Origin of the sequence: Candidatus Tisiphia endosymbiont of Micropterix aruncella, assembly GCF_965178575.1 — a bacterium.
Classification (GTDB): Bacteria; Pseudomonadota; Alphaproteobacteria; order Rickettsiales; family Rickettsiaceae; genus Tisiphia.
On record NZ_OZ238268.1, the window covers coordinates 142,282 to 159,678 of the forward strand.

Consider the following 17,397-nt stretch of genomic DNA (forward strand, 5'->3'; position numbering starts at 1 on the left):
CAGCGAAGCTGTTTTTTCTAGTACGCTTCGCGTATCCTAGATTGCCGCGTCGCCGCTTTCAGCGACTCCTCTCTAATAGACGATCAGCAGCCATTTTAATAGTGGTTATATAAAAAATGTAGGGTAACCTCAGTTCGATATAAGAATTAATAATTCTTATATTGAACCGGCTTTGTTATAAGGAAAAATGCACTCTTGAAACGATTCTGCGAGTGCATTTTAACTTTTTTCATCATTCAATATGTGATTTTAATTATTAAAATCACATATTGAATGGAGTGTTATATTTTAACAATCAGGTGGGCAGCCGCTTCAAACCTGATTGTTTCTATATATAACACGAAAGTTCGATGTAACTTGTTATACTCAATTAACCTGAAGAGTTGCAAAAATGGTTAACGGTAATAGTCTGGAAATTATCGTTTATTAAGGTACGTAACCTATCTTTATAATCGCCGATGTTGCTAAAAAATTTGTTTATTGCTTCCGAAAATTGTTCAAAATTATGATAAAATTTATTATTAGTTGTAATACTGTGCATAAACTTCCATAATCTCTCAATTGGGTTAAGATTTGGGCTATATGGTGGCAAAAATACTAGCTCTATTTTAGTATTTACTAGGTATTCCTTAACTTTCTTGGATTTGTGGTAACTAGCATTGTCACAAATTAAATATATTCTTTCCTTGTCACTATTCTCCTCTTCCAACCTTTGTAGAAAATTAACTATCTGCTCCCCATTTATTTTGGGGTTCTCTGTGCTTACTAACTGTAAATCGGCTAGGTTAATAGCACCAATCATGTGCTTTCTTCTCCAGCCACTGAATGTTGGTAAGGTCTTATCTTGGTTCTTTCTTATCCAACCGCACCTTGCCCTTGCTTGATACTGAGGATGAACACCATCCATAAAATATATGGCTTCCTTATCTCTGAGATTCCCTTTTAGTAAACTGTAGTTTAACTTAAATAATTCTTGCTTGTCAAAATCCAGCTTAGCCGGTACTACTTTCGGCTTCTTGTAAACAAAACCCAGTTTGTATAGTAATTTTGTTACTCCCGTTATCGTATATGTCACCCCATATTTGTTCTCAATGTGATGCATGATATCTTTAGCATAAACATAATTATTTGCTTCTAGGTGAGTCACTAATTCTGCCCTATCACCATCACTTAATTTGCTTGTGCTACCTCCATTGTCGGTAGCAAGCTTATTGGCTTTTTGATAATCAACAATATGTTTTCTTATCGCTTCGTGGCTCAAGAGTAGTACCTTAGCAATCTCTACATTACTATACCCATCGTCATACATCAAAACTGCCTTAATACGATCACGTATGCGTCCGTCTCGTTCTGTCTTATGACGTTCCTTCAACTTTTCTCTTTGTTCTTCTGTCAATACATTCTTTCTCATAATGTCCTAAACTTTATAATATCTCTCCTGTCTTTGCAACTCTTCATTTATGAGTAGTATACATCGAATTCAGGTTAGGGTACTATGATAAGCACCAAACAAAATGATACGCATTATGTCAACATATAACTCAAACATTCTCGGCAGGGTAATTTAAAAGTCGGGTTGTAAGCCTAATAGATAAGGGAAAAAGTGCTTAATATGTACTCGATGTCATTCCCGCGTAGGCGGGAATCTAAAAAAAATAGCCTGAAAGACTATTAAGTAATATAGATCCCAGTCTACGCTGGGATGACATCGGTAGTGGTTAAATTTGCATCTATAACAACTAATGATTGTGACTTTTAAATTACCCTGCATTCTCGGGTTAGCTTTGTCTATTAACTATATAGGATTTTACTATAGTATTGGTCTAAACATAAATAATTATTTAACTAACACTCTGTTTCTGTTGTTCCATTATTAAACTTTATTAGACTTTTATAAATATACACAATATTTTGTTCACAGAATATTTTTCTTAAAAATTTTTCTTTTTACCCCTTGAACTGTTACAAAATCAAGCATATATAGAATACACATTATAAGTATTAAAAATCTATGGAGGTAAGAATGTCTTTTAGACCATTGCACGATAGAATTGCGGTAAAACCAATTCAACAAGAAGAAAAAACAAGTGGAGGAATTATTATTCCTGATACAGCAAAGGAAAAACCAATACAAGGTGAAGTAGTAGCTGTAGGTAAGGGAACAAGAAGTGAGAATGGTACTGTCCATCCATTAGAAATTAAAGTAGGAGATAAAGTACTTTATGGCAAATGGGCTGGCACTGAAGTAAAAGTTGATGGTTTAGATTTGGTCATTATGAAAGAAAGTGATGTCATGGGCATAATTGGTTAATAATTTATTTATTGTAAGGAGAATATATATATGGCAGCAAAATTAATAAAACACGGTTCACATGCACGTGAACAAATGCTAAAAGGTATTAATATTTTAGCTGATACCGTAAAAGTAACATTAGGTCCAAAAGGTAGAAATGTTGTAATTGAACAATCATTCGGGGCACCAAGACTAACCAAAGATGGTGTAACTGTTGCAAAAGCCATTGAACTAAAAGACAAAGCTCAGAATTTGGGTGCTCAATTAGTGAAATCTGTGGCTAGCAAAACATCTGATGTTGCTGGTGATGGAACAACTACCGCAACTGTGCTAACTCAAGCAATAGTAAAAAAAGGTAATGAAGCTGTAGCAGCTGGTTTAAATCCTATGGATATAAAACGCGGTATAGACTTAGCGGTTAACCTAGTAGTTGAAGAAATTAGGAAAGCAAGTAAAAAGATCAGTAGCCAAGAGGAGATTGCTCAAGTTGGTACTATTTCATCAAATGGTGATAAAGAAATTGGTGAAAAAATTGCTATAGCTATGGAAAGAGTAGGCAAAGAGGGAGTAATTACCGTCGAAGAAGCCAAAAATTTTAGTTTCGAAGTAGATGTAGTTGAAGGTATGATGTTTGATAGAGGTTATCTATCACCATATTTTGTTACTAATTCCGAAAAGATGGTAGTAGAATTGGAAAATCCTTTTATCTTACTATTTGAAAAGAAATTATCAAATTTACAACAAATGTTACCAGTACTTGAAGCGGTAATGCAATCAGGACGTCCTTTACTAGTAATTGCTGAAGATGTAGAAGGAGAAGCACTTGCTACCCTAGTAGTAAATAAATTACGTGGTGGGTTAAAAGTTGCTGCAGTTAAAGCTCCTGGCTTTGGTGATAGAAAAAAATTCATGATGGAAGATATCTCTATTTTAACAGGTGGTCAGCTTATCAGCGAAGATCTTGGTATGAAGCTTGAGAATGTTAATATCAAAATGTTGGGTACTGCTAAAAAAGTTACCATCTCTAAAGAAAATACTGTCATAATTGACGGTGCTGGTAGTAAGGCTGATATCGCTACTCGTTGTTCACAAATTCGTAAACAAATTGATGAATCTACTTCAGATTACGATAAAGAAAAATTACAAGAGCGTTTGGCTAAACTTGCTGGTGGCGTAGCTGTCTTAAAAGTTGGCGGTGCTACTGAAGTTGAAGTAAAAGAAAGAAAAGATCGTGTCGAGGATGCCCTGCATGCTACTAGAGCTGCAGTAGAAGAAGGTGTTGTTGCAGGGGGTGGGGTCACTCTTTTCTATGCAGCAAAAGCTTTAGAAGCGTTAAAAAGTACTAACAAAGATCAACAGGCTGGTATTGACATAGTTAAGAAGGCATTGCAAGCTCCAGTAAAACAAATTGCAAAAAATGCGGGCGAGGAAGGAGCTATTGTAGTTGCAAAACTTAATGATAGTAAAGACAAACATTTTGGCTTCAATGCTCAAGACATGACTTATGTTGATATGATTAAAGCTGGTATTATCGATCCAACAAAAGTTGTACGTACAGCTTTGCAAGATGCAGCATCAGTTGCTTCTTTGATTATTACTACTGAAGCATTTATTATTGATGAACCAACTGATAAAGATGAACCTACTATGCCACGTGGTGGCATGGGTGGTGGTATGGGCGGCATGGGCGGTATGGACTTCTAACGCTCATTTCCTCATACGAACAACACTTTGATGTCATCCCTCTGCTTTCTTGTAGGGATGGCATCTTTTTACCATTCATTTGAGTATACTGCTCGTAAATGAAGAGTTGATAGATGATAGAATCAAAATTATGATAGTAGCAGGAGTCGAAGGGTCGAGGTGTTAGGCGTACATTTAGTACGTGAGTACCGGAAATCTTGGAAAACGACAACGCAATTGTTGATTTTCATCGAGTATATACTCAAGAACCTAAGCAAGGGGTAGATATGTTTGTTGCTTATCAGAATAAGTAAAAATTTGCCCAGTTTTTATATCAAAAAACCATAAATGAATAATTAGCTCTTTCTTGGTCACTAGTTCATTAATCCATGGAAACGTCATACAATTTTGATGTGATTGTTTAAGTGCTAATTTTGTATAATCATCAGCATTATGATGTCTAAAATTAGGTGTTTTTATCAGAGAAACCCAGTTGGTTATAAAATCATTCTGCACTCTATCGTCACTATTTAATAATTCTTGAATTCCTCCACATTGGCTATGTCCTAATACAATTAAGTGTTCAACTTTCAAAAAGCATATTCCAAACTCTAAGGCAGCACTTGTGCCATGATGAGATCCATCTTTTTCGTAAGGAGGAACAATATTTGCTACATTACGTACAACAAATAAATCCCCTGGATCACATTGTAGTATTAATGCCGGATCTACTCGTGCATCACAACAAGCAACCACCATAATCTTTGGTTGTTGACCATCACGGGATAGACTCTGCATAATAGATTTATTACCATAAGCATATTTTTTTCTAAATAGCTGATAGCCTTTTAGTATTTTTTCAAAACTTTGTTGCATATATGACCCTCAAGACGTCACTGCAATTATAGCAGATATTTTTCAAGCACTAATAGATTTTAAATTTTTGTAGGCATACCATCCCAACGTTTTATTAAATCAGTGTTAATATCAAAAATATCAAGAACCCGCGAAATTGAATAATTTATCATGTCATCCAAGGTTTTAGGTAAATTATAAAAAGCAGGTACTGGAGGTGCAATTATCCCACCATAATTCGTTACTTTTAACATATTTTCTAAATGACCTAGATGTAAAGGCGTCTCTCTTATCATCAACACCAGTTTTCTTCGTTCTTTTAGTATAACCCCTGCTGCTCTACTGATTAAATTATTCTCAATACTGCCAGCAATTGATGCTAGAGTTCTCATGCTACATGGGGCTATTATCATGCCAAATGTCCTAAAAGCACCGCAAGAAACCCTAGCCCCAATATCAGAAAGATTGTAACAGTAATCTGCTATATCTTTTACTTGTTCTATGGAATAATTCGTCTCATGTAATATGGTAAGATGAGCAGATTTTGAAATAATTAGATGACTCTCAATATTTATCTGCCTCAGAATCTCAAGTAACCTTATACCGTATATTGCTCCAGAAGCTCCAGAGATTGCCACAAGCAATTTTTTTTTATTATCGCTAGTCATAGCTATATTTTTTCCTTTCAAAGTGTATTTGCTTATATTAAAATGAAGCTTGGTTTACAAAAAACCAAGCTTTTAACTGATTATGGAGTTTGCATATGAGTCTCATGAGCCACATACAAAGTTTACAAAAAAAACATAATGATTTAGAAAGACTAATAAATACCGGATTTTTGCATTTGCAAGATAATACTAAAGTCAGGCAGTTAAAGAAACAAAAATTAATATTAAAAGATAAAATCTTATTGCTATATAAAGGTTTCACCAAGAATGCTACTATCTCTCAGAAGTAAAGGATTAGCTATTATTTTGTCTTCGCCCTCGGCTACTGGTAAATCTAGCTTAGCTAGAGCAATTTTAAAAATCGACAGTAATCTTAGATTATCCGTTTCTGCAACTACTAGAAGGCCAAGAACAGATGAAGTTGATGGAGTAAGTTACTATTTCAAGACCAAAGAGGAATTTAATAAATTAATTGAGCAAGATGCATTTCTTGAATATGCAAATATTTACAATAATTATTATGGAACACCTAAAAAAGTTGTAGAAGACTTACTAAATCAAGGGTTAGATGTTTTGTTTGATATAGATTGGCAAGGTACAAAGCTAATAAAAAAAACCTTACCAAATGTAATTACAATTTTTATTTTGCCACCAAGTCCTAGTATTTTGCAACAACGAATTAAAGATAGAGGGCAAGATAGTAAAGAATCAATAAAGTTGCGTATGAAATTGGCTACTAAAGAAGTGTATTATGCCAAACAATATGATTACGTGGTTATTAACGATGATTTTGATACCACTCTTGAAACAATATACTCTATAATTACTGCTGAGCGATCGAAAAGAATAAGACTTGATTTAGGCAAGTTTTATAATGATTGGCATGACCAACTCTGACGTTATACGCGAATTGTGGATAAGAATTGACAAATTCTTATCCACAATTCGGTGAAATTATAGAAACAATCAGATTTGAGACGGCTCTGCATCTGATTGTTAAATTAACCTGAATTCGATGTAACAAGTTAATACTAGACCCAGTATCATCTCTATTGTGGGTGATGTCACCCCTGCGTAGGCAGGGGTCTAAAGAAGTAGCAAGGATTAAGTGCTTAAACATTTTTAGATCCCTGCCTTCGCAGGGATGACATCGAGCGTGCAGAGAATAATAATTATTCTTACATCGAGCTGAGGTTAATTATTAAAATCACATATTGAATGGAGTGTTATATTTAACAATCAGGTGGGCAGTCGCTTCAAACCTGATTGTTTCTATATATAACACGAAAGTTCGATGTAACTTGTTACATCGAATTCAGGTTAATTAGATAAAATTTCTCTTTAACTGGTCTACATTTATTTCTTTTATAAATTGATCTTGTATTGTCTGCAAGTTATCTTGAAAATTATCCCAAAAATTTTTAATTTCTTGTTCATAAGCAACCAGTTCAGACATAGTCCAATTAAATTGTTCAAAAAGTTTATATAAATTATTTAGTCCGATATGAAGAACAATTATATTAAGTAATTCTGGAGAAAATAATTTTTTTATCCTTGCTTCTTGTGCTTCTTTATATTCACCATGATTAGCGATGCCAAACTCTGCTATATCATGCATTTGACTAGTCCGTACTTGTATTTCCACATTACGTCTAAATGTACCAATAGTAGTCACAATATGTAAGGAACTATAGCCGTTATCTTTGGGATTAACAATATAGTCTTTATATTTTTCATGGTTACTAGGATATATATCATTAATAATATCCAGTACTTTATAACAGTCTTCTTGCGTATCAACTATAATTCTAAAAGCAACGAGGTCAGTTAATTGATGAAAACCAATACCTTTTCTTACCAATTTCTTTAAGATAGAATGAGGATCTTTTAATCTGCAAGATATCTTCGCCACTATAGAATTCTCTTGCAATTTAGTACTAATAATATCAGTGATATTGTGTAAATTATCAATATCCTCGTATAACATAAAACTCATACTGTTACTTTATTATTGATTTAGATTATTATATATAGTCAATGAAAATCAAGAATTGCGTTGTCGTTGTCTTTACTATCAGGAATTCGCAAGTATTTACTCTTCAAAAGCATCGAATATACCCGTAATATTAATAAAAACTATTCCCCTGTCAAGATTAAATTATTAATTTATAAATAAGAAAGAGTTTCCAAATGATATAATTTGTTAAATAATTAACCTCAAGTATTGATGTAAAGCATCGGTTTAATAGCCTAAGGTGTCATCAACTATGATGGCGATGATTACTTGAGCCTACTATTAATTTATTACATCAATACTTGAGGTTAATTATTATTTTAAATGAGTGCAAAAGGTTCAAGACGGTTTTCAATTTTTGCTACTCAGCTTGCATAGTTCATCGTTTATTGCGTAACATCCATTAATAATTTTTATATCGAATTGAGATTAATGTACTTAGTGTTTAGTTATTTTATGTTATTATAACCTGAATTCGATGTAACAAGTTACATCGAATTCAGGTTATATAGCTAATTCGCGGGAAAGTTTTAGCTATAAGAAAATAATAGAGAGGATAGGGTGAGAGTTTTAGTAGTAGGTGCTAATGGTTTTATTGGTTCATATATTACCGCTGAGTTATTAAAAGATAATCATGATGTAGTTTGTGCAGTTAGAGATATAAAAGCTACTAAAAGAAAATTTCCTAACCTAGAAATTTTAGCTTGTGATTTTAACAATGATACTGATCAACAAAAGTGGCTTAACAATTTACAAAATATTGATGTAGTCATTAATGTATCCGGAGTGTTAACTTCAACTAATAACAACAAAATAGAGAATGTTCATTTCTTTGGTCCAAAAGCTTTATTTGATGCATGTATTTTAGCTAAAGTAAAAAGAATTATTCATATTTCAGCTCTTGGTATAGATAATGAGAAAACTACTGACTATGCTGTAACAAAGAAAAAAATTGACAATTATTTAAAAACTTTAGAAAATATTGATTGGGTAATTTTACAACCATCGCTTGTGTATACAAGTGGTTGTTATGGAGGTACTTCATTATTTAGATCTCTTTCAGCTTTACCTTGGTTTATTCCTTTAATAGGAGATGGATCACAACAATTCCAACCCATACATATGGATGACTTAACTAAAGTGGTTGTTAATTGCACTAAAAGAGAAGGGGAAATTTGTAGAGTATTAAAAATAGTTGGTCCAGAAATAGTTACAGTAAAAGATATATTGATTAATTTTAGGAGCTGGCTTGGTCTAGATCCTGCCAAACTAATAAAGATTCCTTTAATATTTATTAGAATTGCAGCTAAGTTAGGAGACTTTTTTAGTATAGGCCCACTTAATAGCACTTCATATAATATGCTATTACAACCAAATATTGCAGATAAGAAAGACTTTATCAATTTTACTTCTGTCGTTCCAAGAAGTTTTGAGCAAGGATTAGCCACTGAACCTCTTACTGTTCAATCACTATGGCATGCAAGACTTTTTTTGTTGAAACCACTATTAAAAATCATTTTAGGTTTATTTTGGATTATGACAGGCGTCATTACGGGGGTTTTTACTTCAGAACGAGGTCTGAAAATAATAACAGAGTTAGGGTTTAGCAAGCAAATTGCACAAGTTATGTTATATTCAAGCTGTCTTGCTGATATAATTCTTGGAACTATGATGATTATCAAGCCAAGAATTATAGGGGTATGTATACTACAGATTTTATTAATGCTAGCTTATACATTTTTTCTAACCTTTCTTAAGCCTGATTTATGGCTAGAACCCTTGGGGTCACTTACTAAAAATATTCCTATAATACTTCTTACTCTTGTCTTACTTGCTATAGAAAAGGATAAATAATGGATTGGTATTCTGTCGTCAAAACTATTCACATCATTAGCTCTACTATTTTGTTTGGTACAGGTATTGGTATTGCTTTTTTTATGTGGTGGGCTAATAAAACCGGGGATTTAGCAGCCAAAGTTTATGCAGCACGTACTACGGTTATTGCCGATTTTCTCTTTACTACCACTAGTGCTATTATTCAACCAATTAGTGGCATAATATTAATCAATATAATTGGATATGATTTCTTTGATTTATGGCTTGTTTTAACTTATTTAGGATACGCTATTACAGGAGCATGTTGGCTACCAGTAGTATGGATTCAAATACAATTACGGAATATTGCAGTCAGAACATTAAAAAATAATGAGCAATTACCAGCACAATATTATAAATTATTTAATTTATGGTTTTATCTTGGCTGGCCAGCATTTATCAGCCTAGTTATTATTTTCTTTTTAATGGTTTTTAAGCCGATGTAAAATATCTAGATATATTATAGACAGTTCCTCAATTCGATGTAAGAAATAGTCTAGGGTGTCCCTGCGAAGGGTTTATGTCATTCCTGCTTCGGTGCAGAATCTAAAAAAATAGCATAGAAGGTATGTTATATCCCTGCTTTCGCAGGGATTGACATAAACTCTTACCGGGACATCGAGACTATTAAACCAATGTCTTACATCGAACTCAGGTTACTATAGCATTCAGGTTACTATAGCATTCAGGTTACTATAGCATTTGTTCTGTTATTTGTTGTTGTCACAAATATCAACTTTTTTCTTCAGTCTTACTTGTACCCAAAGTCACAAAGCGTTGACCCGAAGTATCTAAGGCACGGCAAGCAATTGATTGTACCTGCTTAGTTGCATTATCTGCTTTCTCAGTCAGTTCTTTTATGTATGTTTCCTGTTTCTTGATTTTGTCTTCAAGATAACCGATACTCTGCTCGTTTAGTTTTAATATGCCATCATATTCTTTCTGCTTCAATTGGCTATCAAACTCATATTGTTGTAATAATTGTGTACGCAATAATTCTTCGGCATTTGCCATAGCCTCTTTTATTTTATTTGGCATTTCTTCCACTTGCACTTTTAAAGCATCATAGTCCTGCTCTTTTGCTACCAAATCAGCTTCTCGTCTTAGTAAATTATCTTTTAAGTCAGATAATTCCTTTTCCATCATGACTCTTTTGTTATTATATTCATCAGTTTCCTTGCGACGCTTTAATTCCAAAGCATAACTATATTCTTCTTCCTCACGCTTTCTAGTTTTTGCAAGAATATCTTTCTGTTCCTTGTAATCTTGCTCAAGAATCGTACGTTGTTGTTGCCAATGGGATTTCTCACTAGCCATTTCCTGTTGAAAATTCTGTTTTATTTGCTGCATTTCTAGCTCAAAACGCTCTTTTTGTTCAGATTGAGCTTGCAATAAAGCTGATAAAGTATTTGCTGTTTCATGAATTTGATATAGTTCCTGTAAATGCGTTTGTTCCAAAATAATAGCCTCACGCAAATTGGCTAATTTTTGAAACTCATCCAACAATTGTTCTGATAAATTATCAATTTTCTTAATAGTCTTTGATTTTAAAGTACTTAAGTCAGCTAATATATCATCCGATGAATTATTGATTGCTTTGGTTACTATTTGTTGTTTCTCTTCCTGCTTTTTATGTTCTTGAGGACTCGCAACCTGTTTTTCAGTTAATTTTGTTACCACCTCATTATAGGCTGCTAAGATCTGATCCTTAGTACTTTTAACCGAAACTTCTTGAATATTCTGTTTTTTTGTCATCTTATTAAAACTACTTATAAATTTTTACTACGAACACACGCAAGGTAAACTTTTCTCTATTCCTGATAATTGCAATAACAGATTAGATTGTAAACTAATATCAACCATTACACAAGTAAATATAAGGTACTTTTCTTTTTGAATACTTTATAGTAATATTATAACATTCTATAATTATTTTTCCATTCTAAAAAAATATATTATCTTATAATAAACCTTTATGAGCAAGTGTTACGGCACGAATATAGTCAATTACACTAAGAATTAGAAATGAAAATAGCTACTTGGAATATTAATTCTATAAGAATAAGACTACAACATTTACGGGACTTTTTAACAGAAGTAGATCCAGACATTGTTTTGTTACAAGAAATCAAGTGTGAGACTGATAAGTTTCCTTTTGATGAACTATCAGATCTAGCATATAATTTCTATGTGTATGGTCAGAAATCCTATAATGGTGTGGCTATCTTATCAAAGTTTCCAGCTGATGAAGTGGTAAAAGACTTTCCGGGTATTAATTGTGCTAATCAAGCACGGATTATAGAAATATCTCTACAGACTCCTATAGGTTTTTGTAGTATCACTTCATTATACGCACCTAACGGTTCATTGGTAGGTAGTGATAAATTTAAGATGAAATTAGAATTTTATGACAATTTAATTAATTACTTTGAATCCAAGAGATCTCTTGATACTAAGGTGATAGTTGGAGGAGATTTTAATATTGCTCCTTTTGATATTGACGTATACTCAGCAAAAGAGTTACAAAATACTACTTGTTTTACTAGTGAAGAAAAACAACGACTGAGAATTATTTTAAATTCTAGTTTTGAAGATTTATATAGATTATCAAATCCTACTAAGCAAGAATTCTCTTGGTGGGATTATAGAGCAGGTTGCTTTGAACAAAATAAAGGTATGCGTATTGACATGATACTTGCATCAAGCAATGTTGCAGATTATCTAAATGATTGCTACATGCATTATAATTTACGAACTAAAATTAAGCCTTCTGATCATATACCCGTTGTTGCTATATTTAGTTAACCTCAAATATCGATGTAATACCATTTCCCATTATTAACTACGCTATTTAGCACTACAGTTGTAGTACTAATGTCACAACGATGTCATCCCAGCGAAAGCTGGGATCTAATAATGTTTAATAGTCTTTTAGGCTATTTTTTTAGATTCCGCTACCTGTGCGGGAATGACAGCTTTGGGTAGTAACTACAGCTGTAGTATTAGCGTAGTTAATAATGGGAAATGGTATAAGACATCGGTTTAATAGCCTCGGTGTCATCCCTGCGAAGCCAGGGATCTAAAATATCTAACAACATTATCCATGTTATTTTTTTAGATTCCTGCCTACGCAGGAATGACATCTTTTCAGCTTCTTTTCATGACTTTTAAATGCCATGAATTATATAACTCAATAAAAACTTGATTATCGAGTGCAAGGTATTTTGTTTATCTTGCTTTACCTAGGCTAGCTTTTGGTATAGGTTTTACTGCTATAGGTTTTACTATAGGTTCTAACAATATTTCTTTAATTTTTAGGCTTTCAGCTACAACCTTTTCTGTGTCATCTATCTTAGCCAATTTTTCAGGAGTAATTTTATGCATCAAATGCTTCGATAAATTAGAGAGTCCTATTTTTTCACAAAAATTTGCTACCTTATAACACATCTTCTCTACAACAGTTAAATCAGGGGTCGTCATTTCCATTAATCGAGCTGTCTGTATAATATTCTTGTCATAATTCGGATCTTCCTTTATTTTCTTAACATCTTCATCAGTGAGGTACTTTTCTTTTTTTAGATGGGTCAATAATTTGTCATAAAAATGCTCTAGTTTTTCTGTAGTAATGTCTTTAGTTACTGTTTCTTTTATGAAATCCTCAACTTTATTTCCAAGAGATTGAAGACGTTTGTTTATATCTGCAACATATTCTGTTGGATTCAAACTTGTTATACTTTTTTGAACCTTTGACACCGAGACTTTTACCTCTTGCCATTTACCATCTCGACTCTTTTGCCATTGTTGTTCTTGAACAGTTGTTGTTACAGGTTGAGCAGGAACTTTAATTTGATAATCATGTTCGCTAGCCCACTGTAAAGCACTTTTTCCCTCAATTTGAATATTATGGTGAGCTGCATAGGCTACCGGGTCTTTAATAGGAGATTTAGCAAAAGTTTCTAACCACTGACCGTTTTTAAATTCAGGAGATACATCACTAAATTTAGCCACTATGTCTGCTGCTCTTGCTACCTCTTTCATATTATTGAGATTTTCCTTGATATGTTCTTTATAAAATGTGCTTAATTCATTAAAATCCTTAACGCACTTTACTTCAAATTTATCACCTTCAAATCTAGCTGCTACAAGGAGACCTTCTGGAGAGAACCCATGTTTTTTCAATTCATCAACTTTTTGATCAATTATAGCATCTATTTGCTGATCATTTAACTGATTGGTCATTTGTGCTAATGCTTTACTATATTTTTCAATGTTAAACGATAAATTACCTGCCTTAATAGCTTCAGTATAGTTAACTCCATCCTCTGAAAACATTTTATGTGTTGCCTCAATCATAGCACCAAAATCTTGGTGAAACACTTCAAAAGATCTACCATGATCTATTTTAGTTACAGTCTTCCCATCCTGCACCATCAAATTACCAGCATGATAATCCAATTCCCCTAACATATGACAAGCAGCAATAACCTTTTCAAATCCTTCTAATTCTTTTAATTTTTGATCATTTGCTCCAACGCTAGTAGTATAAGTACCCTTAGCAAATTCTGCAAGCTGTACCACATTATCAAAGAATTTAGAACGTATACCAATTGATGATGAATTGGCTAGATTAGATACTACTAATGCCTCTTTAGGGGTGCGATCATATAATAAAAACTGATACATAGAAGAACCGATTAACTCCCTCACACCATCATCCCGATCTGCTAAAGCTTGCTCTCGCTGTTTTTCTCCATGTAGAGCTAAACAATGCACATGCTGTTTATAGAAACGTTTTAACATGAAAGTATTATGTGTTCCTTTTTCTTCAGCAACATATCCAGCAGATACACCAGCTTTCTTCTTGTCTTTTTGTATAAATTCTGTCTTGTTAGCCGTTGCTTTATCACGTAGCATAGCTTCAAGTGGAATTTTTTTGGATTCTTTTAGCTTTTTTGGACGTGCTGGCTTATTTTCTTTAACTAATGCATACATAAGCGGAATATCTATTAGCTCCCTTAGCTTTTTATTTTGATCTCCAGGAAACGCGTCTTTTATTACCTTTAATGCTTCACCTACAATGTATTTAGAATGTGTAAGTTTCCGCATTTTCTTTCTATACAAATCAATATTAGACTCTGATGGTTCTTGAGCAAGTGCTATCACGCTACTAGCAAGTTCTTCACATTTTCTAGAGATTCTGTCATTTACAAGTTGATCTTTGCCATTTGACTTTGTAAGTTTTATTAAAGTTGTAAATAATTGAGTATGTAAAAATTGTTTAATTTCTTCTTGATTTATTGCCATAAAGATCTAATTTTTATAATTTATAATTAATTGTTAATTGCAGTTAATCTAAAAAAACCTTTTGTAGCGGTTTGTTTGCTAAATTTTCTTCAGTTAAAAAATCCTTCTTTAAATGCGTAACCTGATTATTCAATAACCTTAATTGTAAGTAATCATTAATTGCTTGGGTAAATTCACCAAGTTTGTTCCGAAAAAAATGATCGGCTCCTTGGATAATCTTATAGTCGACAGTTATATGTTTTTGCTTAGATAATTTATCTACTAGTTCAAGCACTGATTCTTCGGATACAATACTATCATTGTCACCTTGTATTACAAAGCCAGAAATAGGGCATTGAGACAAGAAAGAAAAATCATATTTATTCACTGGCGGAGATATCGTAATAAAATTATTAATCTCTGGCCTTCTCATGATAAGTTGCATGGCTATCCATGCTCCAAAAGAAAACCCCGCTATCAAATTTAGAGTGCTAGTAGGGTTGTTAAGTTGCAGCCAATCAAGTGCTGTTGCAGCATCAGTCATTTCGCCAATACCATTATCAAACTCTCCTTGGGAACGCCCAACGCCCCTAAAATTAATTCTGAGTACTGTGAACCCATTAGCTACTAATGATTTATAGACATTGTAAACTACTTTGCTATTCATAGTGCCACCGTAAAGCGGATGCGGATGTAATAATAAAGCAAGTGGAGCTTTAGGATTACTAGATTTAGTATAAAGCCCTTCGATCCGACCGGCAGGACCATTAAAAAAAACGTTAGCCATAATTATAACATATAATATATTAATTTATATCGATCACTAAGACCAAAAAGTAAAATTATAACATGCCATTTTATAGATTTCAAGATAACTATATGTTAGCAATGTTACAAGACCGACTTTTAAATTCCCCTAGATATCAATTAGTATTTCCGCTAAGTTCTTATTATTCAAATTTGTACGTTTAAATAACCATGAAGAATATATTAATTATTAAACTATTAATTTTATTATTTACGATTAAAACCGCTTTGGCACAACCATTGTCAATTGATAGTATATATCAACATTTATTGATAACATATCCAAGTTACAACAATATTACCTATAATAAACCTTCAACCAATTATTTAATACCAAATAATTGGTTACTGCAAACGCCAAATATTTGGGGTGCTACTTTAGAAGAATATGGAGCAGGGCTTACGCCAGTTGGAGATAACGTGATAGATGCACAATTTTTCGTCCCAATATGCCATACTCAATCAGATTGCCGTGGACTCAGTACTTGTCGAACTGCTGACTTTACTTTGGATAATAGAAAATTATGTTTAACAAATGCATATAATGTGTTAGACACTATGTATAATACAATTATTAATGCTACTACATCTGTAGATATTACAACTCTTGGTAGAGATTACTTTAGTTCAGGAGCATTTACTGCTATGTTGAAAAATGCTATCATAACGCTAGGTAAAAAAAGCATTAATTCGCCTCATCTTATAACTATACGCTTATTATATGGTACGTATAAAGAAGTCCCACCTGAATGGATGAAAAGCTATTTAAATAATATTATTTCTAAATTACCAGCCAATAATAAACTAATTATATCAATTACTAATATTCGGTCATGTACATTTAAATCCAATTGTGGGAATCAAGAGAAACAACATGATATCTCTCTTGATTTCTCTTGGAATCATGGCAAAATTATTGCGGTGGATGGTAATACATTAATCACTGGTGGAGAAAATTTATTTGGTCAGGATTACACTCAAGCAGAGCCAGTTAATGATGCCAATATTAAAATATTTGGACCTGTTGTAAATGGGGCAACAACTTATGCTAATATATTATGGAAATATGTCCAACATCATCGAGATATCCTTGTGAATCATTGTTATACATATAAGAGAGGTAATATTTCAACAAAATGTGCTAAAGATATTTCCTTAAATAACGAATTTAATATTAATAGTTCATTACCTGTACAGGCAATGTTTATTAGTAAATTGAACAATGGAGTTGGCATTGGCGATGATGCTGATCAATCAGAAATTGCAAGAGTATTTGCTCTAAAAAATGCTACTCGCTCTATCAAAATTAGCCAACAAGCCCTATTTAATAAAGGTGAGGATGATCCACTGGCAAATAAAGTTCTACAACCAATTAATACTATTAATGGTAATATTATCCAAGCAATAGCACATGCTATACATAATAATGCAGTAGATACATATATAGTGACCAGCAACTTATTCAGATTTAATTACTCAGATCATGTAGATTTACAATATTTATATGATTATATACTTAATACGATAGTTTCTGATTATCATGTTGAGAGTAAAATAGCCGAACAAGAATTAAAACAGCATCTCCATCTTGCCTATATAAGTTATAATCATATTATTAATACCAATGCAAGAAGCCATAATAAGTTTTGGATAGTAGATGACAAAGTTTTTTATTTTGGTAGTCATAATTTTTACCCAACATCATTACAACAATTTGGCATCATTGTAGATAGTATAGAAGCTAGTAAAATATTATTAGAAACCTATTGGAATCCTATGTGGGAATATTCTGCTAAATATAACTATAACTTCAATTCGATGTAACAAGTTAATACTAGGCTCAGTATCATCTCTGTTATGGTTGATGTTACCCCTGATTCAGGTTACATTAATGCTATACAGATTAAGTTATTTTACAA

General features: G+C 32.8%; 15 protein-coding genes. 8 read left to right on the top strand and 7 right to left on the bottom strand.

Going from position 1 to position 17,397, the window contains the following annotated elements:
- Positions 1-370: 370 nt before the first annotated feature.
- Entirely contained in the window at positions 371-1,411 is a 1,041-nt protein-coding gene (locus ACN1AG_RS00695) for an IS630 family transposase (protein WP_417905112.1), read from the bottom strand.
- A gap of 612 nt (positions 1,412-2,023) precedes the next feature.
- On the opposite strand from ACN1AG_RS00695, the gene ACN1AG_RS00700 reads away from it, so the two are divergent.
- Positions 2,024-2,311, top strand: coding sequence for a co-chaperone GroES (locus ACN1AG_RS00700; protein ID WP_341761682.1), 288 nt, complete (start codon positions 2,024-2,026; stop codon positions 2,309-2,311).
- 30 nt (positions 2,312-2,341) lie between these two features.
- A complete protein-coding gene (gene groL, locus ACN1AG_RS00705) occupies positions 2,342-3,997 on the top strand; it encodes a chaperonin GroEL (protein WP_367364687.1) in 1,656 nt (551 codons plus the stop codon).
- A gap of 249 nt (positions 3,998-4,246) precedes the next feature.
- Here the strand turns inward: groL and ACN1AG_RS00710 are convergent, their stop codons facing one another.
- Together ACN1AG_RS00710 and ACN1AG_RS00715 are read right to left on the bottom strand one after the other, a co-directional pair.
- Entirely contained in the window at positions 4,247-4,852 is a 606-nt protein-coding gene (locus ACN1AG_RS00710; protein WP_367364686.1) for a carbonic anhydrase, read from the bottom strand.
- Positions 4,853-4,911: 59 nt separating this feature from the next.
- Complete coding sequence (locus ACN1AG_RS00715; protein ID WP_367364809.1) at positions 4,912-5,499, bottom strand: UbiX family flavin prenyltransferase; 588 nt, start codon at positions 5,497-5,499, stop codon at positions 4,912-4,914.
- A gap of 104 nt (positions 5,500-5,603) precedes the next feature.
- Between ACN1AG_RS00715 and ACN1AG_RS00720 the strand changes: the two genes are divergently transcribed.
- Together ACN1AG_RS00720 and gmk are read left to right on the top strand one after the other, a co-directional pair.
- On the top strand, positions 5,604-5,789 hold the full coding sequence (locus ACN1AG_RS00720) for a DUF465 domain-containing protein (protein ID WP_341755487.1): 186 nt from the start codon (positions 5,604-5,606) through the stop codon (positions 5,787-5,789).
- Complete coding sequence (gene gmk / locus ACN1AG_RS00725; protein WP_417905113.1) at positions 5,767-6,396, top strand: guanylate kinase; 630 nt, start codon at positions 5,767-5,769, stop codon at positions 6,394-6,396. Before ACN1AG_RS00720 ends, gmk begins: the two co-directional genes overlap by 23 nt.
- A gap of 427 nt (positions 6,397-6,823) precedes the next feature.
- Here gmk and ACN1AG_RS00730 read toward each other — a convergent pair whose 3' ends face one another.
- A complete protein-coding gene (locus ACN1AG_RS00730; RefSeq protein WP_417905114.1) occupies positions 6,824-7,495 on the bottom strand; it encodes a bifunctional (p)ppGpp synthetase/guanosine-3',5'-bis(diphosphate) 3'-pyrophosphohydrolase in 672 nt (223 codons plus the stop codon).
- Between the two features lie 579 nt (positions 7,496-8,074).
- Between ACN1AG_RS00730 and ACN1AG_RS00735 the strand changes: the two genes are divergently transcribed.
- The gene (locus ACN1AG_RS00735) at positions 8,075-9,367 is read left to right on the top strand and encodes an NAD(P)H-binding protein (protein ID WP_417905115.1); all 1,293 of its coding nucleotides are present in this window, start codon (positions 8,075-8,077) and stop codon (positions 9,365-9,367) included.
- A complete protein-coding gene (locus ACN1AG_RS00740; RefSeq protein ID WP_367364683.1) occupies positions 9,367-9,834 on the top strand; it encodes a DUF2269 family protein in 468 nt (155 codons plus the stop codon). Before ACN1AG_RS00735 ends, ACN1AG_RS00740 begins: the two co-directional genes overlap by 1 nt.
- Positions 9,835-10,120: 286 nt before the next feature.
- Here the strand turns inward: ACN1AG_RS00740 and ACN1AG_RS00745 are convergent, their stop codons facing one another.
- On the bottom strand, positions 10,121-11,143 hold the full coding sequence (locus ACN1AG_RS00745) for a hypothetical protein (RefSeq protein WP_417905116.1): 1,023 nt from the start codon (positions 11,141-11,143) through the stop codon (positions 10,121-10,123).
- A 270-nt stretch (positions 11,144-11,413) separates the two neighbouring features.
- Between ACN1AG_RS00745 and xth the strand changes: the two genes are divergently transcribed.
- The gene (xth, locus tag ACN1AG_RS00750; RefSeq protein ID WP_417905117.1) at positions 11,414-12,193 is read left to right on the top strand and encodes an exodeoxyribonuclease III; all 780 of its coding nucleotides are present in this window, start codon (positions 11,414-11,416) and stop codon (positions 12,191-12,193) included.
- A gap of 423 nt (positions 12,194-12,616) precedes the next feature.
- Here the strand turns inward: xth and ACN1AG_RS00755 are convergent, their stop codons facing one another.
- Positions 12,617-14,692, bottom strand: a complete 2,076-nt coding sequence (locus ACN1AG_RS00755; RefSeq protein WP_417905118.1) for a hypothetical protein — start codon at positions 14,690-14,692, stop codon at positions 12,617-12,619.
- A 43-nt stretch (positions 14,693-14,735) separates the two neighbouring features.
- Positions 14,736-15,458, bottom strand: coding sequence for an alpha/beta hydrolase (locus ACN1AG_RS00760; RefSeq protein ID WP_417905119.1), 723 nt, complete (start codon positions 15,456-15,458; stop codon positions 14,736-14,738).
- A 191-nt stretch (positions 15,459-15,649) separates the two neighbouring features.
- Here ACN1AG_RS00760 and ACN1AG_RS00765 point away from each other — a divergent pair, with 191 nt between their 5' ends.
- Positions 15,650-17,302 (top strand): hypothetical protein, encoded by a 1,653-nt coding sequence (locus tag ACN1AG_RS00765; RefSeq protein WP_417905120.1) that lies wholly within the window; start codon positions 15,650-15,652, stop codon positions 17,300-17,302.
- The last annotated feature ends 95 nt before the right edge of the window (positions 17,303-17,397 follow it).

Excerpts from the sequence above, each read along its gene's own strand:
- ACN1AG_RS00695 (WP_417905112.1), bottom strand. The coding sequence starts at position 1,411 with ATGAGAAAGAATGTATTGACAGAAGAACAAAGAGAAAAGTTGAAGGAA.
- ACN1AG_RS00700 (WP_341761682.1), top strand. The coding sequence starts at position 2,024 with ATGTCTTTTAGACCATTGCACGATAGAATTGCGGTAAAACCAATTCAA.
- groL (WP_367364687.1), top strand. The coding sequence starts at position 2,342 with ATGGCAGCAAAATTAATAAAACACGGTTCACATGCACGTGAACAAATG.
- ACN1AG_RS00710 (WP_367364686.1), bottom strand. The coding sequence starts at position 4,852 with ATGCAACAAAGTTTTGAAAAAATACTAAAAGGCTATCAGCTATTTAGA.
- ACN1AG_RS00715 (WP_367364809.1), bottom strand. The coding sequence starts at position 5,499 with ATGACTAGCGATAATAAAAAAAAATTGCTTGTGGCAATCTCTGGAGCT.
- ACN1AG_RS00720 (WP_341755487.1), top strand. The coding sequence starts at position 5,604 with ATGAGCCACATACAAAGTTTACAAAAAAAACATAATGATTTAGAAAGA.
- gmk (WP_417905113.1), top strand. The coding sequence starts at position 5,767 with ATGCTACTATCTCTCAGAAGTAAAGGATTAGCTATTATTTTGTCTTCG.
- ACN1AG_RS00730 (WP_417905114.1), bottom strand. The coding sequence starts at position 7,495 with ATGAGTTTTATGTTATACGAGGATATTGATAATTTACACAATATCACT.
- ACN1AG_RS00740 (WP_367364683.1), top strand. The coding sequence starts at position 9,367 with ATGGATTGGTATTCTGTCGTCAAAACTATTCACATCATTAGCTCTACT.
- ACN1AG_RS00745 (WP_417905116.1), bottom strand. The coding sequence starts at position 11,143 with ATGACAAAAAAACAGAATATTCAAGAAGTTTCGGTTAAAAGTACTAAG.
- xth (WP_417905117.1), top strand. The coding sequence starts at position 11,414 with ATGAAAATAGCTACTTGGAATATTAATTCTATAAGAATAAGACTACAA.
- ACN1AG_RS00755 (WP_417905118.1), bottom strand. The coding sequence starts at position 14,692 with ATGGCAATAAATCAAGAAGAAATTAAACAATTTTTACATACTCAATTA.
- ACN1AG_RS00760 (WP_417905119.1), bottom strand. The coding sequence starts at position 15,458 with ATGGCTAACGTTTTTTTTAATGGTCCTGCCGGTCGGATCGAAGGGCTT.
- ACN1AG_RS00765 (WP_417905120.1), top strand. The coding sequence starts at position 15,650 with ATGAAGAATATATTAATTATTAAACTATTAATTTTATTATTTACGATT.